The following is a 24,883-nucleotide window of genomic DNA, read 5'->3' on the forward strand; positions in this document are numbered from 1 at the left end:
ATTAATATTACATTCAAATACTATGTAAAATTGCATTAGAAGTGAAAACTGTTGCTTTTTTTTATATAGTTTGAACTTCCTTCATCTTGGATTCTGGATGACAGAACCTAATGGTGGTGGAGTAGAGACTCTTCGCTCTGCTCTGAGTTGTAAATAACAAATTTGTTATCCCGCTAATAGGTTTAATTACTAACTACTTAATACTGGATACTGCCCGTTGGACAATGGGGTTTTCTTTGGTACTCTAACGGATCTCCTTCGGAACTTGTTCGGATCTTCTTCGGATCTCGTTCGGTTCCGACCGAACGAGATCCGAAGAAGATCCGTGTTAAATCCTAATAAATTCCATTAGAGTCTCGAAGGAATATACACGTAAATCTTAACCATCGACGAAGTATGTCCTTTTGGAATTTAAGGCAGTTTTAAAGAAATTAAATGTTTAAGAACTCCGAATAGAAGCTTTGTAAGAATAATTAAAACAAACCCTAAAGGGTAGTAGAGAAGTTAGAATACAATTTTGTTTTCAAAAGTACCAGGCACAAAGGTATGGAAACAAAAAAAGGAGGACTTAGTCCTCCTTCTTCTTAATTTCTTATCGTTTAGTCCATGTTGTGGTAAACCGCTTGCACATCATCGTCTTCTTCAATCTTGTCAATCAATTTTAAGACGTCTGCAGCCTGTTCTTCTGTCAGGGTGGTATGTGATAAGGCAATGCGCTCTAGCTTCGCAGAAGACACCTCAATGCTCTTCTCCTCCAATAAACGTTGCATATTGCCAAAGTCTTCAAAAGAGGTCTGTACAACGACTACATCGTTTCCTTCTTCATCTGCCTCTACATAGATTTCTTCTAATCCACCATCAATCAATTCTAATTCCAGTTCATCCATATCCAATTCCTCTGTAGCAGGGAAACGGAAGATAGATTTACGGTTGAAAATAAAATCCAAAGAACCGGTTTTTCCTAAAGAACCACCAGATTTGGTGAAATAGCTACGGATGTTAGCTACCGTTCTGTTGGTATTATCCGTTGCAGTTTCGATGAGGACAGGTACACCATGTGGACCATATCCTTCATATACATACTCTTCGTATCCTTTAGCATCTTTTTCTGAAGCTCTTTTTATAGCAGCTTCCACACGGTCCTTAGGCATGTTTACTGCCTTGGCATTTTGGACCGCTGTACGTAAGCGTGAATTGTTCTCTGGGTGAGGTCCGCCTTCTTTTACAGCGATTGCAATTTCTTTCCCAAGTCGCGTAAACTGTACGGCCATCTTAGCCCAGCGCTTGAATTTCCTTTCTTTTCTGAATTCGAAAGCTCTACCCATTTTAGTTTAATTTAATTTTAAGATTATCTAACATGTCTTTTGTCATTCCTGTCAGATCAAACGTTGGTGCCCAGCCCCAATCATTTCTTGCTTCGCTATCATCGATGCTCTTAGGCCATGAGTCTGCAATCGATTGACGTGGGTCGTTCTCTGAGTAGGAAATCTCAAAATTAGGGAGAATTTTTTTAATTTCTTCAGCTATTTCTTTTGGGGTAAAGCTGATGCCCGCTAAATTATAGCTTGAACGGATGCTTAATTTCGAAGGATCGGCATCCATAAGTTCAATTGTTCCACGAACTGCATCGTCCATATACAACATCGGTAACTCTGTGTTTTCCGATAAGAAGGATGTATACTTTCCTTGACGGATTGCTTCGAAGAAGATGTGTACAGCATAATCTGTAGTACCTCCTCCTGGTTCTGTACGCCAAGAGATAATTCCTGGATAACGCACCGAACGGATATCTAGTCCAAATTTTTCATGGTAATATTCGCATAGACGCTCGCCTGCAAGTTTAGAGATCCCATAGATACTATTCGGATCCATCACACAGTATTGTGGTGTTTGCTCTTTTGGAGAGTGAGGACCGAATACCGCAATCGAACTTGGCCAAAAGATCTTCTTAATACCAAATTCAACAGCTAAATCTAATACGTTCAATAAACCATTCATGTTCAAATCCCATGCTTTCATAGGATATTGTTCACCAGTAGCGGATAACATCGCTGCTAATAAGTAGATTTGAGTAGGCTTGTATTTTTGAATAAGGGCTCTAATCGCTTCTTTGTCTAAGACATTTAAAGTCTCAAAAATTTCTCCCGATGCGATCTCCTTAGGCTCACGGATATCCGATGTTATGACGTTTTCATTGCCAAATTTAAGACGTAATGCCGCTGCCAATTCTGAGCCTATTTGACCGTTTGCTCCGATCATCAAAATGCATTCTTTCATGCTTATGGAGATAGTGTTGTTAAAATTTTATCTATAATTATCCAATGACATTGGAATAAGGCGAAATTACCAATTAAATGGCTGAAAATGATGCTTATTTGAGATTTTACGCAATCGTATGATTTGCCCTTTTTTGATTAAAATCTATTAATAATCAACCAAAATCATCGATATTTTAATAATTTTTTATCCATGAAAATCCTTTCCTTCGTATTAACTGCCTATAAAATGATATTATGTCAATAATTTTATGGAATAACTGAATATATTTCATGGATTCTTGCGATCTGTTGAATATTATTCCTCATCAGCCAAAAAGTATTGTGAATTAGGGAAATATATGATGGAAAATGCGCTTTATTTAGTATGTTTGCTACCTTGAATTAATTAATTAAAATTCTTCTTTTTTATAATCTTAAGTAAAAGAAAAACTATGAAAGTTGCAGTAGTTGGCGCGACAGGTCTTGTCGGGACAGAAATGTTGACAGTATTAGCGGAACGTAATTTCCCAGTAACGGAATTGATCCCCGTAGCTTCTGAAAGAAGTAAGGGTAAGGAAATCGAGTTTAAGGGAAAGAAGTATAAGGTGGTTACACCTCAGGAAGCTATATTACTGAAGCCAGATGTAGCTTTATTCTCTGCCGGTGGTTCTACTTCCACTGAATTTGCTCCATTATTCGCTGAAGCTGGAATTACGGTTATTGATAACTCATCTGCTTGGCGTATGGACCCAAGCAAGAAGTTAGTGGTTCCTGAAGTAAATGGTGATGTGTTAACTAATGATGATAAAATCATTGCAAACCCGAATTGCTCTACTATTCAAATGGTGGTGGTGATGAAACCTTTGCATGAGAAATATAAAATCAAACGTGTAGTTGTTTCTACCTATCAGTCGGTTACAGGTACTGGTGTTAAGGCCGTTGATCAATTGATGAACGAGCGTAACGGGGTAGAAGGTGAGAAGGCTTATCCATATCAGATTGACTTAAACGTAATTCCTCATATTGATGTTTTCCAAGACAATGGATATACCAAAGAGGAAATGAAAATGATTCAGGAAACCAACAAGATCATGAGCGATGATAGCATCAGAGTAACCGCTACTACAGTTCGTATCCCAGTTATGGGAGGTCACTCCGAGTCTGTGAATATTGAGTTTGAGAATGATTTCGACGTAAATGAAGTACGTGAGTTATTAGCTGCATCAGAAGGTATCATCGTTGTGGATAATCCTGCAAACTTAGAATACCCAATGCCTAAGGATGCGCATGGTAAAGATGAGGTGTTTGTTGGCCGTATCCGTCGTGATGAGTCGCAAGACAAAACTTTGAACCTTTGGATCGTTGCAGATAACCTTCGTAAAGGAGCAGCAACTAATGCCGTGCAAATTGCAGAATTGTTGAACAAAAAAGGATTAGTTTAGTATATAGTTGTAAGTATTTAGTTGATAGACCTATTGGTTGGAAAATAGCTTTGCTACTTCCAACTGAGAGTGAAGCGCAACGGTTTTATTAGCCACTACTATAGATCATCATCGAGCATCCTAGATGATCGAACTTCCAAGAATATTTTAATACGGTCGGAGCTTGCTTCGACCGTTTATATTTTAGAGGCCAAAGGAAGAATTAAGAACATTGGTTTTATACCCTTTTAAGTTCTCTCAACCTGCCTTGAAATGATAATGCCTAGTAGAAGGTAAGTAGAAACAATTCACTTTACGCTGAGCATCAAATATCTAATTCAACCCTATATTTCTACATTTCCTATCTAACAGCGCAGCGATCTCATATCTCACATCCAATAGTGCAGCGATCTCACAAAAAGCATAAAAAAACCGACAGTATTAATATACTGTCGGTTTTTTTATTTCTATAGTTTTAAGTTTTCTCAGCTAGCCTCGGGATAACGAGGATTAGTAGATACTCTTCGCTTTGCTCTGAGTTGGAAATGGCATTTCTACCTTTCCCGCCAATAGGTCTTTCTACTAAATACTTACTACTATATACTATTCTTATCTTACAGGAACGAATTCCCAGTTGTCATCGAAGTAACTTGTACCGCTAGATCCGGTAGCAATATATCCTTTATCACCAATAGCGAAAGAAACTGCTTTTTCACGTGCTGAAGGTAAAGGCTCGTGTTTTTCAGTCCAGCTGTTATCTGAAGGGCTGAATTTCCAAACTGTACCTGATAAACCAGAAGCAGAGCGACCAGCAACTACATAACCATTGTTACCAATTACAAAAGTAGAAGCGTTATAACGTCTTGCATCGTAGCTATCGGTTTTAAGACTTCCTAATTTTTCCCATTTAGTACCGTCGAATTTGTAGAAATCATCAGTAGCTGTATTGTTAGAATAACCACCACCTACATAAGCAACATTATTGATTACGAAAGCGTAAGCATATGCTTTTTTGAATGCAAATGAAGTAGTTTCATCTTTAGTCCATTTGTCAGCAGCAGGATCGTATTTGTAGATATCACTGAAAGTTTTATCTGTAGAAGTTGCACCTAAACCAACATAACCGTAGTTACCGATAGAGAAAGCAACTGCTCCAAAACGAGCTTCTCCTGGGAAGTCAGCGATTTTTTTCCAAGTGTTTGCTGTAGGATCGTATTGGTAGAAATCTTTCAATTCACCAACACCTTCACCACCAAAACCTAATCCAACATAACCTTTACCGTTCACTGCGAAACCAACAGCACTATGTCTTGCTGGACCAATGAAATTTGCTTTTGTGCTCCATTGAGAACCATTAAAAGCGTGGTTGTCTGCTAATACCTCATTTGTTTTAAGGTATCCACCTACAACATAAGCAACATTGTTTATCGTGAATGTTGAAGCTCCATTGCGTGGATCCTCAGGAAATACTGTAGAGCGAGTCCATTCTGTAGGTCCTTTCTCGGTATCGCCTTCTTCATCTTTTTTACAGGAATTGAAGGATGTAATTGCTAAAGCGGCTACTAGAACTAGTACTAGCCAGTTTTTCTTATTCATAGATTATTTAAATTTTGTATATACGATATTTAATTTAACTTTCGGTTTACTGTTTTGGGTTGCCAAGATGCTGGTATTTCCCGTATTAAACAATGCCGGAGAGCCCAAAGATAAGTATAAAGATTTATTTTGTGCGTCTGGACTGTTTACAGTACGAATGTACTGGATCATATTAAAGATATACTTGCCAGGTTTCCCCGTGTTATTACCAATAATATAAGTTCCTGTTTGTAGGGTATTTGTAAATGGTACCGTCAAGAAACTGGTCGGTACACCAAGATTTGCAATGTATATAATAGGTTGTGGAGCTGCCGTATAATAACCTAAGTGGGAAGAGGAAACCTCAATCTCCAATTCGGCTTTGTTAATGGCAATTCCCGGTTCTTGCATGAAGTCCTTCAATGCTGGGAAGGTAAGCTCTGTTGCTACACCTGATCCTGCTTGAAAATAACTTACACCATTGGTTTCTGAACTTGGAATAGCCTTCGATGTACTCAAATTTGCAAAAGCAGTTCCTGAACGGTCAGCATCATATTGGTTGTATTGGAAGGTTTTTTCACCCATGTTCAATACTTTAGTTCCTTTCTTACGGAAACCATCAGATCCAATATAAGAATAGTTTAATGTTACTTGCAAAGTGTCTTTGAAACCTACCATAGCCGTATTTGTAGCATCAGGCACGATCGTTAATCCTTTTACATAATCTGCAAAATTCGATGCAGAGTTAAAGGCAACATCCGAGTTCTTAATCTTTTGGAAAAACTCTTCACCTAATTCATCATCCAAACGGATATTTAAGGAGTCGATTTTATGCATATGCGGTCTGAAACGGATAGATCCTAATTCAGCAGCATCATATTTGAATTTCTGATCTGCAAAGATGTTAGCTCCTGGGTAATAAATAGGAAATGATACACCTACCGGAGATGGTTTTAAGGTAGTGGTTTCTAAAGCTTGCGTCAAACGGTGAACGGTGAACTTCTGAAATTTGGAAGTATCCCCAAATGCGTATCTGTTTGAATTTGGTCGAATCACCAAGTTCAAGGAGTCAAATACTGAATTTGCTGGGAAATCTTTCGTAATGCCCGCAGGGCTTAATCTAAACGAAGTACTAACACTTAAAGAGCCAATTGCTGGTTGGGTAAATTTTCCCACCAATAAAGAACCAGTTGCCGCAGTTGGTATATTCGGCATCTGTATCGTTTTGACAACTGCTGTTAAGCTGTCTATAGCTGTTACATTCAGATTGTTAAGATTTTCGTTTTTCAACGATATAGCCATATCCTTATCACAGCTCGACAAGAATAATGCAGCACTTAAACTGAAAGTAGCAAAAAGAGAAAAACGTAAATTTTTAATCATAAATTCATTAGTCATGCAAAAGTATTGAAACCTTGTTGTTATTCCTTGTTATATTATGTTAAAAATCACCATTTAATAATCTTTAACAGCTTTAAAGGAAAAAGCAACCTAGCAACACCTGCTATCAAATTTCATAAATCTTATGCTTTATATTCAACGGTTAAAACGGTTGATATGCGACAACTTATTTGTTAAACTGTTAATCAGTGTTATAAATTGTTAAAAGCATCCATTTCTTTATGCCGTGCAAATCTACTAATTTAAATTTGTTTTAATTATGTTAAAAAAGTATAAAATATTGATGCTAGCCATCATCCTAACGGCAACAGGAGTGATTCTGGTGCTTAGTATTTGGTTGTATGGAAGTTATCAGACCCGCAAGCAATATTATTTAGGTTCTGCGGAAAGAGAATTATTCGATGTTATACAAGGTTTCTACCAAGATAATGAGGCTGAAATTCAACGAGATAATCAAAATCAACGTCGAGGAAGAATGGATCGATTCTCCACAGCCTTAAAGAAAAGGTATCCTATGGTGGATATTGATACCGTAAAAGGACTCTTTGAATCGGAGAATTTTTGGCGAAGACCGAATAACGATAAGCCTTCAACGGATACAACAGCCAATGGTCGAGCGAGAATGAGTCGTCATTTCATATCATCCTTTGTGTTCCGCAATATCAATTGGAGTGAGGAAGTATTGGATACATTGGCCCAACGCTTATCTGTCGTGTTGAAACAAAGGGATATGGATACGCCTTTTGAACTCCATATGCTTAACCTGCCGGATGAACAAGAAAGGGATGCCAGCTTCTATCATGGAAGATTTAAAGAGAATAAGTCTCGCCCGATTTTAGTAGATCCGGGGGATAACCTTTATCTTGAATTGGACTTTGATAACCCTTGGCGAAATATAGTCATGGCTATTTTTTGGCAGATCTGTATTGTTATTTTACTCATCTGCTTACTTATCGGAACCTTCTTCTATCTTTTGGATACCATCAAGAAACAGAATCAGCTAGCCAAAATGCGCAAGGCATTTGTCAATAACATGACCCATGAATTGAAAACACCTGTGTCAACAGTAATGGCTGCAGTAGAATCCATTCAACGATTTGGTGCTAAGGATGATAAAGAAAGAATGAATCGTTATTTGGCTATTTCTAGAAATGAGCTGGAACATTTATCTGATATGATTGAACGTGTATTGCAGATTGATGTTGCGGAAACAAATGGTCTGGTGCTTGATAAGTCCAGTTTTGATATTGTCCTTCTGTTGAAAGAATGTGTGGAGAATGCCCAGTTATTTGCTAAAAAGGCAGTACAAGTTACGTGGGATAGTAATGCCGAAAGCTATACTTTGATGGGCGATATGGCGCATATTAAAAATGTTTTCAATAACTTGTTGGACAACGCGATTAAATATGCTGAAGAAACAGTGCAATTAAATATTCGTGTTCATGCTTCTGATAAAGAAATTGAGATTCAAATTCAAGATAACGGTATAGGTATTCCGAAGGCTTATCAGAAGGGCGTCTTTGATTTGTTTTTCCGTGTTCCATCTGGCAACATACATAATGTGAAAGGCTTTGGATTAGGTCTTGCCTATGTAAGGCAGATCGTGACACAACATCAAGGACAGGTACAGGTCAAGAGCGAGGAAGGCCTTGGCAGTACTTTTATAGTGACTTTACCAAAAGATTGATATGATCAATATTTTATATGTAGAGGATGAGGAAAGCTTGGCAATGATTGTCTCGGATAGCTTGGAAGCCAATGGCTTTATGGTTCGTCATGTGCTAAATGGTCAACAAGCCTTGCTTTTTCACAATAAATATAAACCAGATATCATTGTCCTGGATGTGATGATGCCGCTAATGGATGGCTTTACAGTGGCCAAGGATATCCGCAAGACGGATTTACATACCCCCATCATCTTTCTTACCGCCATGACGCAAACTGATGATGTCGTTAAGGGTTTTAAATTGGGAGCCAATGATTACATCCGCAAACCGTTCAAGATTGAGGAGCTGATTGTTCGAATAGAAGCCGCCCTGAAGAAGAGTGGGCAAGGAATGTCTTCCTCCAGATTTGTATTGGGTAATTATACCCTAGATACCGTCAAAAATGTCCTCAGTATAGGTGATGAACAGGAGAAATTGTCTTATAGGGAGGCAGAACTATTAAAAAGACTTATAGAGAGTAAGGATAAAGTATTGCCACGTGATGAAATTATTCGGACTTATTGGAGTAATGATACCTATTTCACTGGTCGTAGTTTGGATGTGTTTATCAGCAGAATCCGGAAATACTTGTCCAAAGATGAACGAATTAAGATTACCAATATCCGCGGAGTAGGCTATATGCTGACGCTGGATTAATGAATCAAAATTGAATAAGAAAATGAAGGCACTGATTATTGTAGATGTACAGAACGATTTTTTACCAGAAGGCTCTTTAGCTGTGTCCAAAGGAGATGAGATTATCCCCATTATCAACCAGCTTCAGAAAGATTACGATTTAATTGTGGCAACCCAAGATTGGCATCCCGCTAATCATTTGAGTTTTGCTAGTCAACATGAGGGGAAATTACCATTCGAACAGATAGACTTGTATGGTTTAGATCAGGTGTTATGGCCAGACCACTGTATTCAGGGATCTTATGGGTCTGAATTTTCAGAAGAGCTGGAGATGGATCGGGTAGAGGCTATTTTCCGTAAAGGGATGGATCCTAAGATTGATAGCTACTCTGGTTTCTTTGATAACGGAAAACGTAAAGACACCGGACTTGCGGGATACCTGAGGGCTAGAAATGTGGAAGAAGTACATGTGTGTGGGTTGGCAGCAGACTTTTGTGTATACTTTACAGCTATGGATGCTTTATCTGTAGGTTTTAAGTCGGCCATCATTTCAAAAGCAACCAAGGCTATTGATAAAGGTGCTTTTATGGAGAAAAAGAACGACTTTATACAAGCTGGCGGTATATTGCTATGAGTAGAAATAAAAAATGCCCATTTAAATTATATGTTAATTTCATGTGAAACATAATTTAAATGGGCATTCAAATACCGCGATCTTTTACTAGTTTCTGTTTCGGCCTCCACCGAATCCACCCGAACCTCCTGATCTAGATCCTTCTCCTCTTCCTTCAGAACGCCCCCCTCTAGGACCATCCATACTTCTCTCGGAGTTATTGCTGCTCCGGCCACCAAAACTGCGTAGGTTATAGGTTAAACTCAACAAGAAATAACGATTCAAGGTATTCGATTGAATGTTGTTGATCGATGAACCGGTTACATTACGATTGATGTTAGTCGCATTGTTTAGCAAGTCAAATCCTTTAATGGAGATTTCTGCATTCTTCCTCTTCAGCATTTTGTATCCTAATGAAGCATTTAGTAAGGAAATATTATTACCTCCAGAATTCATAATTCCACCATTATAGATGTAGGAATATTGGGAGCTGAAGATCATATTTTTCCAGAATTCCAGAACCAAAGTGTTGCTAAGACGATGATCCGTTACCCGGTAATGGGTTACCCTTGCTGTCGGATTATCACTAAATCGAGTGCTGTAATTGTAATGGAAGCCCACAATAACCTTTCTACTGAAAGTTGTGTTCATGCCTATTTGTTGGCTAACACCATATCCATAATTTGGAGTTAATTCATCATTCAAATAGGTGAAATTCTTATTAAGGTATAAGTTGGTGTTCAAAGAAATATTGAACCCTAATTTCTTTAACGGCAAACCATAGCTGGTTGTCGAACGGATATCGTATTGTCCACTAATATTCGTTGGAACAGTATAGGAACCACCGGCACCTAAGATTACATCATCAAATAATTGAAGCGTGGTATCTGTGATAAAGCGGTTGTCAACAATTCTGTTTTTATAAAAACTCACACTGGCATTACTTGTGAAGCTACGGCCATTCACTTTGTTGACATCCCGATATTGGAATCTTAAATCGTGTCTGTACTCTTGTTTCAAGTCCGGATTACCACGTCTGATGTTTAGTTCATTGCCATTATCAATATAATCTTGTAATTGATCGATCGAAGGTACATTGGTATTGGTGTTGTAGTTGAACTCCACATTTCTTTCTTTATTGAAGAAATAAACTGCTGTAAAGTTTGGTAAGAAACTACCAAAGTCTGCTACCGTGCGTAAATCATAAGGAACGGTACGGTCATTTACACGAACCCCATGTTCATAATCTAATCCTACCTGAATACGTAATGTATCTCTCTTGTTGTAAGAATAGGATAATCCTGCACTTTGATGAGTAAAGTCATTTCTAAACTCATTGGATAGGCGAGCATTCAGCTCTTCATATTGTCCAGTCTCTGCTAAGAATTCCAAAGTTTTACGGTCCGAATAGTTATTGGTATTCCGAAGTCCATAATTCGCTTGTAATCTAGAAAACTTATTCAAATTCTGTGTAAAGCTGATTTTTCCATTAAATCCAGAGCCATAACCATTGGTCACATTCTGTCTGTCATTGGTATCAATTCGATCCAACACCGCATTCTTATAATAATCTACAAAGGCTAAAGTTTGCCCTAAAGCATCATTGGAACTTTTATTTCCACTCGCATTTAAGCTGATAGTCTGGCCCGATTTTCTAAATCGGTGCATATAGGACAATGAACCACCATAATTCAAGCTATTGTTGTCATTATTGTTCTTACGGTCAGACTTATTGATCAGCTCCGTTTGATTTTTTGTCATTTGGCTACTAGACGAATTATCCCTTCCCGTGCCCCTAAATGTTAGATTAGGAGTAAAGTCCAAATTGTTCATACTGTCAATCTGCCATTTTACACGTCCTCCAAAGGTGTGTTCGTTATTGATGGCAGTTGCCAACTGATGTGAGTTTTGAAACTGATTTGCTCTTGCCCCAGCGAGGTATTCAATATCAGATAGGGTGTTTGTAAAAGTGTTGGAATAGCGGAAATTGTAGTTTCCATTGACTTCGAGTTTTTTGTCTAGGAAACTGTTGGAATAGTTGGCAGCACCGGCATAGGTGTCTGCTAATCCACGTTCAGTATTGTTATTGCCGCGTCTTCCGCCACCTCTTCCTTGTTCCCCCAAGCTAGTTTCATTGATGTTATTGGCCATTAAAGTCATGGAAATCCGTTGGTCCCCATTGAATGAATTTAAGGCTGTACTTAAAGCAAATTTATCAGAATCACCTTTCCCGGCATTAGCACGGCCGAAGTAACCCTTCCGTTTATCGGGCTTGGTGACAATGTTTATAACCTTACTACGCTTACCATCATCAAAGCCGGAGAAACGAGCCTGTTCACTCTTTTCATCTATAATTTGCAGCTTATCGATGATATCTGCAGGTAGATTCTTCAAGGCAATCCTAGGATCTGTACTGAAGAATTCCTTTCCATCGACCAAAATACGCTTTACATCTTCGCCATGAGCTTTTACATTCCCGTCTTCATCAATCGTAACTCCTGGGACTTGTGCCACCATTTCATCTGCATCAGCAAATTCCCGAGTGACAAAGTTCTTTGCATTATACTCCATGGTATCTCCTTTAACGGCAACCATTGGCGCTGCGGTTATGGCGATTTCCTCAATCATAATTTCCCCAGGCTCCATCTCAAAACTCAATTGTACAGGTCGGTCAGTCAATTGAACTTCTGCCAGATATGGCTTAAAACCCAATAAGGTACTGTTAACTGTATAGGTTCCTGCAATTAACTTGTCAAAGGAAAATTCTCCATTGTCATTGGTCTTTGCCGCATGTTTTGTGGAGTCTTTTTTATTAAGCAATTGAACCGTCACGTTAGAAAGAACGTCACGTTTAGTTTTATCGGTAATTTTGCCGGAAAGTTTCACCTGTGCCTCTATGTTCGTCGTTAGTCCCAAACATAATAGGAGAAACAAAATGTATTTCATGATAAAGGATTGATTAATTGTGTAATAATAACTCAAAATCTTGAAATCTGTTTTATATAATCCACAAATCACAAAAAAGATACATTCTAACAGGCTATTTGAAAAAAGGATATATTTGTTCCTAAGTTAAAATGAAAGAAACAACCCTAAGTAGAAAAGAAAAGATTTGGCAAACTGCCCTACAGCTGTTTGCAACGAATGGTTATTTGGATACCTCAACTAAGGAGATTGCAGCGCAAGCTGGTGTCTCTGAAGCCCTTATTTTCAAGCATTTCGGAAATAAGGATGCCCTGTTGGCTCATATTGTGAAAGCTGGATACCGGAAGGTGCTGATGCAGCACAAAGGGATGATGTCCTATAAAAGTGCAAAGGATTTTCTCAAGAATATGGTGCTTCTTCCTAGTCAATTGGTCGCTGAAGAGCCGCTTTTCTGGAAGTTACAAGAACGACTGTCACATCATTCCTTCTCCAGAACACAACATGAGCTCTTTATTAAGCCTGTGCAACCAATTTTGTTACGTGCTTTTATGGAGCTAGGTTATGAAAATCCAGAACTTGAAACACAATTTTTACTTCTCATTATTGATATGCTTTGGAAGAAGGAAGCTTGTGGAGATATTGAGAATTCGGCAGAGTTAGCTAGGCTTATCGAGCAAAAATATCATTTAATCTAATGCGTGTTTGTGCATGTTTATTGTATGCTTCAAATATAAATACGCAATAAGATTTCCATAAATAACCAAAATTTCCTTATTTCGTACCAAACTAATTTGTGATGATAAAAAAAATATCAACTATTTTATTATTTACCCTATTCGTTGCGACCTCAGTATTGGCGCAAAAAAGGCCTGATTTTATCACCTTTGTGAATCAAGATCATGCATGGGTAGATTCGGTTTTCAAAACCTTGAGCCCAAAGGAGAGAATCGCGCAATTATTCTTGGTTCGCGCCCATACCAACTTGGGTCAAAAATATATTGACTCGGTTCAACGTGTCATAGAAAAAGAGCAATTGGGTGGATTAGTCGTATTTCAAGGTGGACCTGTTCGGCACGCGAACATGTTTAACAACTACCAAAAAGTAAGTAAGGTTCCTTTGTTAATCACCTTTGATGGTGAGTGGGGATTAGGTATGCGTATGCCTGATTCAACAATTTCCTTCCCTTACCAGATGACGCTAGGAGCGATTCAAAATAATCAACTCCTATACGATATGGGTAGACAAGTGGCCAAGGATTTCCAACGTATCGGAATGCATTTTAACTTTGCGCCAGTTGTTGATATTAACAACAACCCTAAAAATCCGGTGATCAATTTCCGCTCTTTTGGTGACAATAAGTTTAACGTAGTTAGAAAATCCAAAGCTTACATGAATGGAATGGTTGATGGCGGTATTTTAGCTTCGCTTAAACACTTCCCTGGCCATGGTGATACCGATGTGGACTCGCATTATGACCTTCCACAACTAAACTTCGATCGTAAGCGTTTGGAAAGCCTGGAAATCTATCCTTTTAAAGAGCTAATCAATGAGGGAGCACCATCAGTGATGGTTGCCCACATGAACATTCCTGCATTGGATAATACCCCAAATATGCCTTCTTCTATCTCTAAGAAAGTAGTTACTGACCTTCTTCGTAATGAATTAGGATTTAAAGGCCTTACAGTTACGGATGCAATGGATATGAAAGGGGTTAAGAAATTCTTCCCGAATGGTGAGGCTGATGTTATGGCGATCGAAGCAGGACATGATTTATTAGAAGTATCTGAAAACAGTGGACGTGCTATCGGTTTAATTGAAAATGCAGTAAAATCAGGTCGTATATCTCAAGCAGATATTGATAGACGTGTAAAGAAAGTGTTGGCAGCTAAACTTTGGTTAGGTTTAAACCGTTCAACGGTGGTGAATACCAATAATCTTTACCAGGATTTAAATACACCGTCTGCTCAATCACTGGTACAACGCTTGGCTGATGCATCAATCACTTTGTTAAAATCGGATCGTGGAATCAACCGTTTCGATAAGACAAAGGAAACTGCTATCGTAAGTGTTGGTATTGAGAAAGCGCAAGACTTTGAAACTGGATTAACCACACAATTAACTGCTCATAAGCAATACTTCATCAAAGGAGATGAAACGGAAGAGCAATTGAAAGAATTATTGAACGAAATCCGAGAGCATAAACAAATTGTTTTGGCTATCCACGATAATCGCTCAAGACCACGTAGTGAGTTAGTTTTAAATGAGCCAGCTGTAAAATTTATTGATAAATTGGCAGGTAGAAGAACGATCTCTGTGATGTTTACTAATCCATACGCGATGAATTCGGTAGATGTAATGCGTAGTGCATCGGTATTGTTGGCTTATCAGAATGATTTCTTTATGCAAAAGGCAGCATTGAAAGCAGTTTTGAAACAACTAAAACCTACAGGGAAATTACCAGTTACCATTTCCAAAGATTTGAAGTACGGAAAAGGGTTATAGTTAAGTAAAATTTAACACATATTTAAGGCCAGTAATTTTTACTGGCTTTTTTATTGATGAAAGAAAGTCTATTTTTGCTTTTAATAAATTAAATTATGGCAAAAGAGCAGATTTCTATTTTTGATATGTTTAAGATTGGGATTGGTCCTTCCAGTTCCCATACTTTAGGTCCTTGGCGTGCGGCTCAGCGGTTCGTACAAGTGTTGGTGGACCGTAATCTGCTGAGCCATGTCCAAACCGTCAATATTCTATTGTACGGATCCTTGGCGAAAACTGGGGTAGGGCATGGTACGGATATCGCTGTTCTATTAGGATTGAGCGGTGATGATCCAGTAACCTTTGATGTACATGATGTGGTTCCTAAAGTGGAACGCATAAAATCCAATAAAAAGTTAAACTTAGGCGCACAGAAAGAAATTGACTTCTGTTACATTGACAATCTCTTATTTCTTTATGACCAAAGTCTACCATTTCACCCGAATGCCGTTACTTTTCAGGCTTTCTTAGAAGATGGTACTGCCATTTCGGAAACCTATTATTCCATAGGTGGAGGTTTCGTCGTTCAAGAAAATGATTCCGAAAGTGTACTTTCTGAAATTGATTTACCTTTCCCGATTGATACAGCACAGGAGCTCATGGTGGCTTGTATGCGTACGGGCTTGAAAATCTCCGAACTTGTTTTGGAGAATGAATGCTCTTGGCGATCAGAACAAGCAACTCGTGATGGGGTGATGCAAATCTTCAATACCATTAAGGAATGTATTTATAAAGGATGCCATACCGATGGAGTATTACCTGGAGGATTACACGTGGAGCGTCGAGCAGCTAAATTGAATAAACGAATGCTGAAGGGCAGAACCTATAACGATTATGACAGTTGGTTAGAGGCTATTCGTGCAGGTGGACGCGACTTCGGTTACATTCTTGACTGCGTGAGTTGTTTCGCCTTAGCTGTTAATGAAGAAAACGCTTCTTTTGGTCGCGTGGTGACTGCTCCAACAAATGGTGCTGCGGGTGTTATCCCTGCCGTCCTTCAATACTATTTGGCATTTTACGATGCCTATAATGAAGATAAAATCATTCAATTTATCGCTACTGCCTCAGAAATAGGCTCCATCTTTAAGAAGGGAGCTACCATTTCAGCAGCTATGGGTGGCTGTCAGGCAGAAATCGGTGTATCCTCTGCTATGGCTGCCGGAGCATTGACCGAGTGCTTAGGTGGCTCACAAAGACAAGCTTTAATGGCTGCAGAGATTGCTATGGAGCATCACTTAGGACTAACCTGTGATCCTATCGGTGGATTGGTGCAGATCCCTTGTATTGAAAGAAATACTATGGGAGCTATCAAAGCCATTACTGCAGCTCAACTTGCTTTACAATCAAACCCGGATAAAGCCAAAGTAAGTTTAGATGCGGTGGTAAGTACCATGTGGGAAACAGCTTTGGATATGAATGTCAAGTATAAGGAAACGGCCGATGGGGGACTAGCCATTAAGGTGCCTCTGAGCTTACCAGAATGTTAATTCGACAATTAAAATATAGGGCTAGCTAATAGCCTATCGTAGAAAAGCCTAAACAAATGAATTGTTTAGGCTTTTTTACAAATGACTCTGCGCATCTTTTTTTATCTTTGGACAATGGTCAGATATTGTGCTTTAGCATCAGGGAGTAATGGGAATAGTTATTATATAGCTAAGGGCAATAGCGCTGTCTTGGTCGATGTCGGTATTAATACCAAAAACATGCTGTTGCGAATGGCTAGCTTAGGAATTAACCCAGCCAATATTGACGCCATATTTATCACCCACGAACATACCGATCATATACAAGGACTTTCAGTATTCATCAAGCGTTTTCAAATTCCGGTCTACCTGACGGTAGGAACTTACGAGTCCTCTCGTTTGCAACTCCCAGATTACCTGTTGAATTTTATAAAGGCTGATTCTATTGTCAACGTAGGAGAACTTTCCATATATGCCATCCCAAAATACCATGACGCAAAAGAACCTTGCAGTTTTATGGTTACTGATGGACACCTGAATATTTCTGTATTAACTGATCTGGGTAGAATTTGTGCTAATGTGCAGAAAGCAATAGAAATATCCGATGTGATCTTCTTAGAGTCTAATTTTGATGAAGAAATGTTGGATAAGGGTCGATATCCTTATTACCTAAAAAATAGAATCCGTGGTGGTCTAGGTCACCTTTCTAACCGTATTTCCCTAGAAGCATTTATCGCCCATAAATCCAATCGTGTAAAACACCTGATCTTAGGTCACCTTTCTGGTGAAAATAATCACCCTGAACTGGTGGAAGAGTTATTTGCTCCGCATTGCTCCGACATCAAGTTATCCGTGGCATTACGCAGCTGTGCAACCCCTTTGTTTGAAATCTCCCTTTTGGAACAAGAGCAAATACAAACAACGATTACTTACCAGTCGATACGAGTCATTCAGTATACTTAGGATAACTGCATAGCGAAAAGCTTGGCTAAATGACCTTTTAGTTTCGCTTTCACTTCCTCCATATCTAATTTATAGCCCAATTCACGTTCCATCGAAGTCACATCTTTATCGTCAATCCCACAAGGAACGATATTGCCGAAGTAACTTAGGTCAGCATTAACATTGAAAGCGAAGCCATGCATGGTCACCCAACGTGATGCCCGAACTCCCATAGCACATATCTTACGCGCCTTTTCATTATCAGCATCCAGCCAAACACCCGTATATCCAGGATAACGACCCGCCTCAATACCATAATCCGCCAAGGTTAGGATAATAGCCTCTTCCAAGGTGCGCAGATAAAGGTGGATGTCCGTAAAAAAGTTGTCCAAGTCAAGTATAGGGTAACCCACAATCTGCCCCGGACCATGATAGGTGATATCACCTCCACGGTTGATTTTATAAAACGTAGCATTCTTTTCTTTTAAGCCCTCTTCATCCAATAGCAAATATTCCAAATGACCACTTTTACCCAAGGTGTACACATGGGGGTGTTCTGTGAAAATCAGGTAGTTTGGTGTTGGGTTTTCACTGTTGTTAACCCGGTTATCGTGTTTTATAGCCAAGGTTTCGGCAAAAATTGCTTCTTGCTTATCCCAAGCTGTCTGGTAATCCTGCAATCCCCAGTCAATAAATTTTACTTCTTTATTTTGCATGTTTGAAAATACCTCTCCAATTAATAAAGTAGGTTGTTGTATGGATAACGAGCATTGTGCAACTTGACAATAATCTCATAAAGCTTATCCTTCAGCTCTTCTACATTTATTTTATCCGTTGCTGAAATAAAAATTGCCGGATCAGCATTCTTAGCCATCCAGGAATTACGGAAATCATCTAAGCCAATCTTTATTTCTTCTCCATCTTCATCAAATTCAACCGCCGGCTTATAAGCATCAATTTTATTGAATACCGTGATGATAGGTTTGTCTACCGCACCGATATCCTTTAAGGTTTCATTCACCGCGATGATATGATCTTCGAAATATGGATGTGAAATATCCACTACATGGATCAATACATCCGCCTCACGAACTTCATCTAAGGTCGACTTGAAACATTCCACCAGGTGATGGGGTAGCTTGCGGATAAAACCTACCGTATCCGATAATAAGAAAGGTAAATTTTCAATCACCACCTTACGAACCGTCGTATCTAATGTCGCGAAAAGTTTGTTTTCAATCAAAACATCAGATTTTGAAATCATGTTCATGATGGTCGATTTTCCAACGTTGGTATAACCCACCAAAGCCACACGAATCATATCGCCACGATTCTTGCGTTGGGTTTCATTTTGCTTATCGATTTGTTTTAACCGTTCTTTGAACAAGGAAATCTTATTCAAGATCATCCGTCTATCACTTTCAATCTGCGATTCCCCGGGACCACGCATACCGATACCCCCACGCTGACGCTCCAAGTGAGTCCACATACGGGTCAATCGTGGTAATAAGTATTGTAATTGTGCTAATTCCACCTGCGTCTTCGCTTGTGCGGTCTGTGCATGTTTAGCAAAGATATCCAAGATCAAATTGGATCTATCCAGTACCTTGATTTCAAAATATTTCTCAATGTTTCTTAATTGAGAAGGGGAGAGCTCATCATCAAAAACCACCATGTCGATTTCCTCAGCCTTGATGAATTCTTTGATCTCGTCCAATTTTCCGCTACCCACAAAGGTTGCACGGTCGGGATAGGCCAATTTCTGGGTAAAGATGCCTTTGGTTACTCCGCCAGCTGTACTTACCAAAAATTCCAGTTCCTCTAAGTATTCTTTGGCGGTTTCGTCTGAAACATCCGGTGTAATTACACTTACCAATACCGCAGTTTCAGGCTTTAACGCCGTGTCATATATTTTCGTTCTTGCCATGTATGTTATTAATGATCAAACTTTATTCCTGTAAGGTTTCATGCGGAACCCTGTTTTTTAGGAACAAGTTTACAAAGGTAAAGTTTTTAAGAGATTTTATCCCATGAAATACTGGGCTGACTACGATGCAAATAGTTATACAGTAGTCTATTCTCTGCTTTGTTTAATTCGGGGTCTTCTTGAAATAGCTGAATGACCGATTGTCTAGCCTCACTCAATATGGCTTGATCATTTGCCAAATCGGCGATTTTCATATCCAATACACCAGATTGCTGTGTTCCGGATATATCTCCAGGACCTCGTAATTGCAAGTCTACCTCGGCAATCTCAAATCCATCATTCGTACGAACCATAGTCTCCAGGCGAGTTCTGCCTTCTCTACTCAATTTATCGCCAGACATCAGTATACAAAAGGATTGTTCGGCACCACGACCTACCCGACCCCTTAATTGATGCAATTGGGATAGTCCAAAACGCTCCGAATTCTCTATAATCATCACCGAGGCATTCGGTACATTCACACCGACTTCAATAACGGTCGTGGCAACCATAATTTGTGTTTCGCCTTTGACAAATCGCTGCATCTCGAAGTCTTTATCCTTCACGGGCATTTTACCGTGTACAATACTGATTCGATAATCTGGAAGGGGAAATTCCCGCATTAATCCTTCTAATCCAGCCTCCAGGTATAGCAAATCCATCTTCTCGCTCTCCTTAATCAGCGGATAAACAATGTAAACTTGCCTTCCTTTAGCTATTTCTTCCCGGATAAAACCAAATACTCGGAGACGCTGGTTCTCAAAGAAATGTACGGTTTTAATTGGCTTACGACCTGCTGGCAACTCATCGATAATGGAAATATCCAGGTCCCCGTACATGGTCATCGCCAAGGTTCGAGGTATAGGCGTTGCGGTCATAACCAACATGTGGGGTGGAATCACGTTCTTACGCCATAACTTGGCGCGCTGCTCCACGCCAAAACGGTGTTGCTCATCAATAACCACAAATCCAATATTCTTGAACTTCACCTTATCCTCAATCAATGCATGCGTGCCTATGAGAATATCCAAAGTGCCTTCTTCCAATTCTTGATGAATTAGGCGACGCGCTTTTGCGGGTGTAGAACCTGTTAATAGACGAACATTGCAGATATCATCTCCCAAAAGCGATTTAATGCCATGATAATGTTGGGTAGCTAAGATCTCCGTCGGAGCCATCATACATGCTTGATAGCCATTATCAATGGCTAAGAGCATGCTCATAAGGGCAACCACCGTTTTTCCGGATCCTACATCGCCTTGAACCAATCGATTCATCTGAGCTCCGGTATTACAGTCGATGCGTATTTCCTTAACAACACGCTTCTGCGCATTGGTTAATGGAAAGGGAAGACGTTCGTTAAAGAAGCGATTGAATTTATCGCCCACTTGATCAAATCGATGTCCCTTATATTTTTGTGTGTTCAATTGCTTATTGCGTAATAATCGCAATTGTATAAAATAGAGCTCTTCGAATTTTAATCGACGGATTGCGGCATGCAATATCTCCTCATTCTGTGGAAAATGAATACTCAAAAGCGATTGAGCAAGTCCCAATAGCTGATGATTTTCGATTAAATAATGAGGTAGCGTCTCATCGACAGTCCTCAGAACGGTATGTAATGCCGTTTCCTGGAGTTTCTGTATCCCTCGAGTATCTAATCCTGCTTTTTTAAGTTTTTCGGTGGAGGAATAGACCGGCTGCATGGTCATGTTACCGATACGTTGTGCCTGCCGATTGTATAGCTCCATCTCTGGATGACTCATGGACAGTTGTCCATTGAATTCAGAAGGTTTTCCATAGATAATATAAGCCGATCCAACCTGCAAGCTTTTCTTCAACCAAGGAATGCTCTGAAACCAAACCAATTCCATCCTTCCGGTATCATCCTTAAATTGTCCAACCAAACGCCTAGCTCGCTTCTCTCCAATCTCTTGCAAACTGATTAAACGACCCAATACCTGCGCACCGATCATCTCCGAATGCAATTCCCGAACCTTATGGAATTTCGTCCGGTCGATATACCGAAAAGGATATTGTTGCAATAAATCCCCAATGCTAAATACCTGTAACTCCTTCTTCAGCAATTCTGCCTTCTGAGGACCTACACCTTTTAAATAGTCTATTGGAGTAATTAATGAAAGTTCAGCCATGAGATAATCCCACTAAATTAAGGAAAATACTGCTTATCCTTCAAATTTGATCATCGCTCTGCAAGTTTTTGGATATCCTTGAAAAAATGCGACAGCATCTAATTACTTTTTCGATTAGTAACCTTATTATTAAGTGCATTTTTCTTCGAGAATTCCTTGTGTTTTGTAGGGGTTTCCTAGGGGTTTGCTTCGAGACTCCTTCGGATCTCCTTCGGAACTTGTTCGGAACTCCTTCGGATCTCGTTCGGTTAGAAGCGAACGAGATCCGAATAAGATCCGTATTATATCCTTAGAAATTCCCTAGGCGTATCGAAGCAAACTGAAGGGAGAGTGGAGCTTAAATAGTATTTAGTACGGAGTATTTAGTAGTTAGACCTTTGGCGGGATAGCAAATTTGTTATTTACCACTCAGAGCGAAGATGCAAGAACTTCAAATGATGCCCATCAAATTAAGTAAGGAGGTTGAAATATAGGAAGATAAGGTTCGGTCGAAGCATGCTTCGACCCTACAGTTTTGGTTATTATCGTCAATATTTTCACGGTTGTTTGTAGGGGCGATGCATGCATCGCCCGCTAATAGATAATATCCTAAACCTCACCTTTAGTTTCTGTCGTTTTTTTACTGTTTACTATCTCAAATCTCACATCTAACAGCGACAGCGGTCTAATTACTGAATGGTTGTTCCGCCGTCTACTGGTAAATTAACACCGGAGATGTATTTGGCATCATCGGAGGCTAGGAACAGCGCAGCATGCGCAATATCCATTGCATCACCTGGACCTTTTAATGGAACGATGGATTTGATGTATTCTTTGTATTGCGGATTCGTTAAATGAGGTTCGCTCATTGGGGTCATAATATAACCTGGATTGATCGCATTGACACGGATTTGGTATTTACCAAAATCAACCGATGCAGCACGGGTAATGGCTGAGGTTGCACCTTTGGATGCGGTGTATGATCCTGGACCTGCCATACCTGTTAAAGCTGAGATGGAAGAAATATTGACAATGCTTCCGCCTTTTTCTTTCATATGTGGCAATACGGCTTGCATACCTAACATAATGGAGTTGATGTTGATATTGTAAGTCTTTTGCCAAAGATCTTCTGTTTGTTCTTCAAAAGGTTTCGGAACAGATATTCCCGCATTATTGATCAATATGTCGATAGTACCGAATTGTTTCAAAGCAGTTGGCACAACTTGCTCGAACCAAGTTTTACGATCTGACACATCGTGCATGATGCCGATAGCTTCTTGTCCTTGGGATTTTATTTTCGAAACAATAGTATTGAGTTTTTCAATTTGTATATCGGTTAGTACTACTTTAGCACCCTCTTGAGCAAAAAGATAGGCCATAGACTCGCCCATACCAGAGGCTGCTCCGGTAATGATGGCGACTTTTCCTGATAATCTCATATGATTTATTTTAATGTTTTTCTTTTTATCGAATTACGACCTTTTATTGTTCCAATTCCATGATCGATGTTACTTTCTTAAAAGATATTTTACACTTAATTGTTTGAGCAAATTGAAATTAAAAGAGTGGTTTATGGGTAAGAGGGACTAGAAATAAAAAAGCCGAATATCATTTTCATATTCGGCTTTTGTTTTTGATAAAGAATAAGTTTTTTTTATGCCTTCCAAGCAATTACAGAGATTTCGATATTTACCTCTTTAGGAAGAGTTTTTACGGCTACTGTTTCACGTGCAGGTTGGTTTTCAGTGAAATAACCAGCATAAACTTCATTTACAGTAGCAAAATAATCCATGCTGCTTAAAAAGATGGAAGTTTTCACTACATCCTCATAACCATAACCTGCATTTTTAAGGATTTCACCGATGTTTTTTAATACTTGGTGTGCTTCATCTGCTACTCCTGTACTGATTAACTCCATTGTCTCTGGAATTAGTGGGATCTGTCCCGATACATATAAGGTTTTGTCTGCTTTTACCGCTTGATTGTAAGGACCAATGGCTGCTGGTGCTTTATCGGTATTTAAAATTTCTTTCTTAGACATAAGATTTTCAGGTTTAATACTTTAATCAATTTTATTTTTTGAATACTTAGAACAAGAAATCCTGCTTAACATTCATGGGTAAATATACGATTAGCTTATGGCATTTTCAACAACGCTCAACATTAACTAACTTGCATTATGAAACTTAAACTTGCCTATTCCAACGGGAAAATATTCGATGCCTATTCCATACATGAGGGCAAAGCTTTATTGATAAATAATGGACATATCGAGGGAATCGTTTGGGAAAATGAGATTCCGGAAGAATATCAGATTCGAGATGTTCAAGGTGCTAATATCTGTCCGGGACTGATTGATCTTCAGATTTATGGTACGGGGGTGGATCTCTTCTCTTCCGAGTTAACTAAGGAGTCTTTGCTCAGCATTGATCAACAACTCTTGGATCAAGGATGTACTTCCTATATGCTTACTTTGGCAACCAATACTTTGGAGGTTTTTGAAGAAGCTATTCGTGTTTTTCGCGATACAAAAACAAAAGCGGCCTTAGGCTTGCATTTAGAAGGGCCATTCCTAAATCCCAAGAAGCGAGGTGCACATCCTGCTGAATTGATCCAACAAGCAACACTGCCTGTTTTAAAAGGTTTGTTAGATGGGAATTCAGATGTAGTGAAAATGATGACCATTGCACCGGAGTTGGTGGAACAAGACTATGTGGATTATCTGAATGAGCAGCATATTTTGCTTTCTGCGGGTCACAGTATGGCAACATATAGCGAGGCTACCCATGCTTTCAACAATGGTGTGCCAACAACGACACATCTATGGAATGCCATGTCTCCTTTGCAACATCGTGAGGTTGGATTGCCTGGGGCGGTATTTAACCATGCTACTGCATGTGCCTCTATCATTGTGGATGGTATTCACGTGGACTATGAAGCTGTGAAGATTAGTAAAAAAGCAATGCAAGAGCGTTTGTTCCTGATAACGGATGCAGTGGCGGCTTGTCAAAAAGGTATTTACCAACATATCTTGAATGAGGATCACTATGTACTTCCTGATGGAACTTTATCGGGTTCTGCATTGACTTTATTGCAAGCGGTAAAAAACTGTGTGGAAAAGGCGGACATTCCTTTAGATGAGAGTTTGCGAATGGCTACGCTGTATCCCTCAAGGTTAATAAATAGGGAGGACTTAGGAACATTAGAGGTAGGAACTGTTGCCAATGTGTTGGTATTTGATGAAGATTTTAAAGTTAAAACGGTTGTTTTAGAGGGCGAAGAGCTGTAAGGAACTATAAAGAA

19 protein-coding genes are annotated in these 24,883 nt (G+C 39.3%); 9 read left to right on the top strand and 10 right to left on the bottom strand.

Annotation, left to right across the window (positions count from 1 at the left end; translation table 11 throughout):
- Positions 1–599: 599 nt before the first annotated feature.
- Together ACP6L2_RS08045 and ACP6L2_RS08050 are read right to left on the bottom strand one after the other, a co-directional pair.
- The gene (locus tag ACP6L2_RS08045) at positions 600–1,325 is read right to left on the bottom strand and encodes a YebC/PmpR family DNA-binding transcriptional regulator (protein WP_440508740.1); all 726 of its coding nucleotides are present in this window, start codon (positions 1,323–1,325) and stop codon (positions 600–602) included.
- 1 nt (position 1,326) lies between these two features.
- Positions 1,327–2,277 (bottom strand): NAD-dependent epimerase/dehydratase family protein, encoded by a 951-nt coding sequence (locus tag ACP6L2_RS08050; protein WP_440508741.1) that lies wholly within the window; start codon positions 2,275–2,277, stop codon positions 1,327–1,329.
- A 433-nt stretch (positions 2,278–2,710) separates the two neighbouring features.
- Here ACP6L2_RS08050 and ACP6L2_RS08055 point away from each other — a divergent pair, with 433 nt between their 5' ends.
- The gene (locus tag ACP6L2_RS08055; protein WP_440508742.1) at positions 2,711–3,700 is read left to right on the top strand and encodes an aspartate-semialdehyde dehydrogenase; all 990 of its coding nucleotides are present in this window, start codon (positions 2,711–2,713) and stop codon (positions 3,698–3,700) included.
- 588 nt (positions 3,701–4,288) lie between these two features.
- Here ACP6L2_RS08055 and ACP6L2_RS08060 read toward each other — a convergent pair.
- On the bottom strand, positions 4,289–5,275 hold the full coding sequence (locus ACP6L2_RS08060) for a Kelch repeat-containing protein (RefSeq protein ID WP_440508743.1): 987 nt from the start codon (positions 5,273–5,275) through the stop codon (positions 4,289–4,291).
- Positions 5,276–5,278: 3 nt separating this feature from the next.
- Positions 5,279–6,637, bottom strand: a complete 1,359-nt coding sequence (locus tag ACP6L2_RS08065; protein ID WP_440508744.1) for a DUF4270 family protein — start codon at positions 6,635–6,637, stop codon at positions 5,279–5,281.
- 277 nt (positions 6,638–6,914) lie between these two features.
- Between ACP6L2_RS08065 and ACP6L2_RS08070 the strand changes: the two genes are divergently transcribed.
- From ACP6L2_RS08070 to pncA, 3 genes are read left to right on the top strand one after another with little or no spacing between them, the layout of a single operon-like run.
- Positions 6,915–8,342: a sensor histidine kinase gene (locus ACP6L2_RS08070; RefSeq protein ID WP_440508745.1), complete on the top strand. Its 1,428-nt coding sequence runs from the start codon at positions 6,915–6,917 to the stop codon at positions 8,340–8,342.
- A 1-nt stretch (position 8,343) separates the two neighbouring features.
- Positions 8,344–9,018, top strand: coding sequence for a response regulator transcription factor (locus tag ACP6L2_RS08075; RefSeq protein WP_440508746.1), 675 nt, complete (start codon positions 8,344–8,346; stop codon positions 9,016–9,018).
- A 22-nt stretch (positions 9,019–9,040) separates the two neighbouring features.
- The gene (gene pncA, locus ACP6L2_RS08080) at positions 9,041–9,631 is read left to right on the top strand and encodes a bifunctional nicotinamidase/pyrazinamidase (protein ID WP_440508747.1); all 591 of its coding nucleotides are present in this window, start codon (positions 9,041–9,043) and stop codon (positions 9,629–9,631) included.
- Positions 9,632–9,718: 87 nt separating this feature from the next.
- Here the strand turns inward: pncA and ACP6L2_RS08085 are convergent, their stop codons facing one another.
- On the bottom strand, positions 9,719–12,556 hold the full coding sequence (locus ACP6L2_RS08085; protein ID WP_440508748.1) for an outer membrane beta-barrel protein: 2,838 nt from the start codon (positions 12,554–12,556) through the stop codon (positions 9,719–9,721).
- Positions 12,557–12,687: 131 nt separating this feature from the next.
- On the opposite strand from ACP6L2_RS08085, the gene ACP6L2_RS08090 reads away from it, so the two are divergent.
- From ACP6L2_RS08090 to ACP6L2_RS08105, 4 genes are all read left to right on the top strand, one after another.
- On the top strand, positions 12,688–13,230 hold the full coding sequence (locus ACP6L2_RS08090) for a TetR/AcrR family transcriptional regulator (RefSeq protein WP_344673342.1): 543 nt from the start codon (positions 12,688–12,690) through the stop codon (positions 13,228–13,230).
- Between the two features lie 101 nt (positions 13,231–13,331).
- Positions 13,332–15,038 carry a glycoside hydrolase family 3 protein gene (locus ACP6L2_RS08095; protein WP_440508749.1) on the top strand — a complete coding sequence of 569 codons (1,707 nt, stop codon included), beginning with the start codon at positions 13,332–13,334 and terminating at the stop codon, positions 15,036–15,038.
- A 95-nt stretch (positions 15,039–15,133) separates the two neighbouring features.
- On the top strand, positions 15,134–16,561 hold the full coding sequence (locus ACP6L2_RS08100; protein WP_440508750.1) for an L-serine ammonia-lyase: 1,428 nt from the start codon (positions 15,134–15,136) through the stop codon (positions 16,559–16,561).
- A gap of 114 nt (positions 16,562–16,675) precedes the next feature.
- Positions 16,676–17,503, top strand: coding sequence for an MBL fold metallo-hydrolase (locus ACP6L2_RS08105; protein WP_440508751.1), 828 nt, complete (start codon positions 16,676–16,678; stop codon positions 17,501–17,503).
- Here the strand turns inward: ACP6L2_RS08105 and lipB are convergent.
- The 5 genes from lipB to ACP6L2_RS08130 all read right to left on the bottom strand — a co-directional run bounded on the left by lipB (position 17,500) and on the right by ACP6L2_RS08130 (position 23,621).
- Positions 17,500–18,198, bottom strand: a complete 699-nt coding sequence (gene lipB / locus ACP6L2_RS08110; protein WP_440508752.1) for a lipoyl(octanoyl) transferase LipB — start codon at positions 18,196–18,198, stop codon at positions 17,500–17,502. The two genes, ACP6L2_RS08105 and lipB, sit on opposite strands and share 4 nt — an antisense overlap.
- Before the next feature lie 20 nt (positions 18,199–18,218).
- Positions 18,219–19,409, bottom strand: a complete 1,191-nt coding sequence (gene hflX, locus ACP6L2_RS08115; RefSeq protein WP_344673337.1) for a GTPase HflX — start codon at positions 19,407–19,409, stop codon at positions 18,219–18,221.
- Positions 19,410–19,495: 86 nt separating this feature from the next.
- Entirely contained in the window at positions 19,496–21,601 is a 2,106-nt protein-coding gene (gene recG, locus ACP6L2_RS08120) for an ATP-dependent DNA helicase RecG (RefSeq protein ID WP_440508753.1), read from the bottom strand.
- Positions 21,602–22,269: 668 nt separating this feature from the next.
- Positions 22,270–23,019 carry an SDR family NAD(P)-dependent oxidoreductase gene (locus tag ACP6L2_RS08125; RefSeq protein ID WP_440508754.1) on the bottom strand — a complete coding sequence of 250 codons (750 nt, stop codon included), beginning with the start codon at positions 23,017–23,019 and terminating at the stop codon, positions 22,270–22,272.
- Between the two features lie 215 nt (positions 23,020–23,234).
- On the bottom strand, positions 23,235–23,621 hold the full coding sequence (locus tag ACP6L2_RS08130) for a RidA family protein (RefSeq protein ID WP_440508755.1): 387 nt from the start codon (positions 23,619–23,621) through the stop codon (positions 23,235–23,237).
- 138 nt (positions 23,622–23,759) lie between these two features.
- On the opposite strand from ACP6L2_RS08130, the gene nagA reads away from it, so the two are divergent.
- Entirely contained in the window at positions 23,760–24,869 is a 1,110-nt protein-coding gene (gene nagA / locus ACP6L2_RS08135) for an N-acetylglucosamine-6-phosphate deacetylase (protein ID WP_440508756.1), read from the top strand.
- The last annotated feature ends 14 nt before the right edge of the window (positions 24,870–24,883 follow it).

Source organism: Sphingobacterium lactis, assembly GCF_051951495.1.
GTDB classification, from domain to species: Bacteria; Bacteroidota; Bacteroidia; order Sphingobacteriales; family Sphingobacteriaceae; genus Sphingobacterium; species Sphingobacterium lactis_A.

Coding starts and splice junctions, on each gene's coding strand:
- ACP6L2_RS08045 (WP_440508740.1), bottom strand. CDS start 1,325: ATGGGTAGAGCTTTCGAATTCAGAAAAGAAAGGAAATTCAAGCGCTGG.
- ACP6L2_RS08050 (WP_440508741.1), bottom strand. CDS start 2,277: ATGAAAGAATGCATTTTGATGATCGGAGCAAACGGTCAAATAGGCTCA.
- ACP6L2_RS08055 (WP_440508742.1), top strand. CDS start 2,711: ATGAAAGTTGCAGTAGTTGGCGCGACAGGTCTTGTCGGGACAGAAATG.
- ACP6L2_RS08060 (WP_440508743.1), bottom strand. CDS start 5,275: ATGAATAAGAAAAACTGGCTAGTACTAGTTCTAGTAGCCGCTTTAGCA.
- ACP6L2_RS08065 (WP_440508744.1), bottom strand. CDS start 6,637: ATGATTAAAAATTTACGTTTTTCTCTTTTTGCTACTTTCAGTTTAAGT.
- ACP6L2_RS08070 (WP_440508745.1), top strand. CDS start 6,915: ATGTTAAAAAAGTATAAAATATTGATGCTAGCCATCATCCTAACGGCA.
- ACP6L2_RS08075 (WP_440508746.1), top strand. CDS start 8,344: ATGATCAATATTTTATATGTAGAGGATGAGGAAAGCTTGGCAATGATT.
- pncA (WP_440508747.1), top strand. CDS start 9,041: ATGAAGGCACTGATTATTGTAGATGTACAGAACGATTTTTTACCAGAA.
- ACP6L2_RS08085 (WP_440508748.1), bottom strand. CDS start 12,556: ATGAAATACATTTTGTTTCTCCTATTATGTTTGGGACTAACGACGAAC.
- ACP6L2_RS08090 (WP_344673342.1), top strand. CDS start 12,688: ATGAAAGAAACAACCCTAAGTAGAAAAGAAAAGATTTGGCAAACTGCC.
- ACP6L2_RS08095 (WP_440508749.1), top strand. CDS start 13,332: ATGATAAAAAAAATATCAACTATTTTATTATTTACCCTATTCGTTGCG.
- ACP6L2_RS08100 (WP_440508750.1), top strand. CDS start 15,134: ATGGCAAAAGAGCAGATTTCTATTTTTGATATGTTTAAGATTGGGATT.
- ACP6L2_RS08105 (WP_440508751.1), top strand. CDS start 16,676: ATGGTCAGATATTGTGCTTTAGCATCAGGGAGTAATGGGAATAGTTAT.
- lipB (WP_440508752.1), bottom strand. CDS start 18,198: ATGCAAAATAAAGAAGTAAAATTTATTGACTGGGGATTGCAGGATTAC.
- hflX (WP_344673337.1), bottom strand. CDS start 19,409: ATGGCAAGAACGAAAATATATGACACGGCGTTAAAGCCTGAAACTGCG.
- recG (WP_440508753.1), bottom strand. CDS start 21,601: ATGGCTGAACTTTCATTAATTACTCCAATAGACTATTTAAAAGGTGTA.
- ACP6L2_RS08125 (WP_440508754.1), bottom strand. CDS start 23,019: ATGAGATTATCAGGAAAAGTCGCCATCATTACCGGAGCAGCCTCTGGT.
- ACP6L2_RS08130 (WP_440508755.1), bottom strand. CDS start 23,621: ATGTCTAAGAAAGAAATTTTAAATACCGATAAAGCACCAGCAGCCATT.
- nagA (WP_440508756.1), top strand. CDS start 23,760: ATGAAACTTAAACTTGCCTATTCCAACGGGAAAATATTCGATGCCTAT.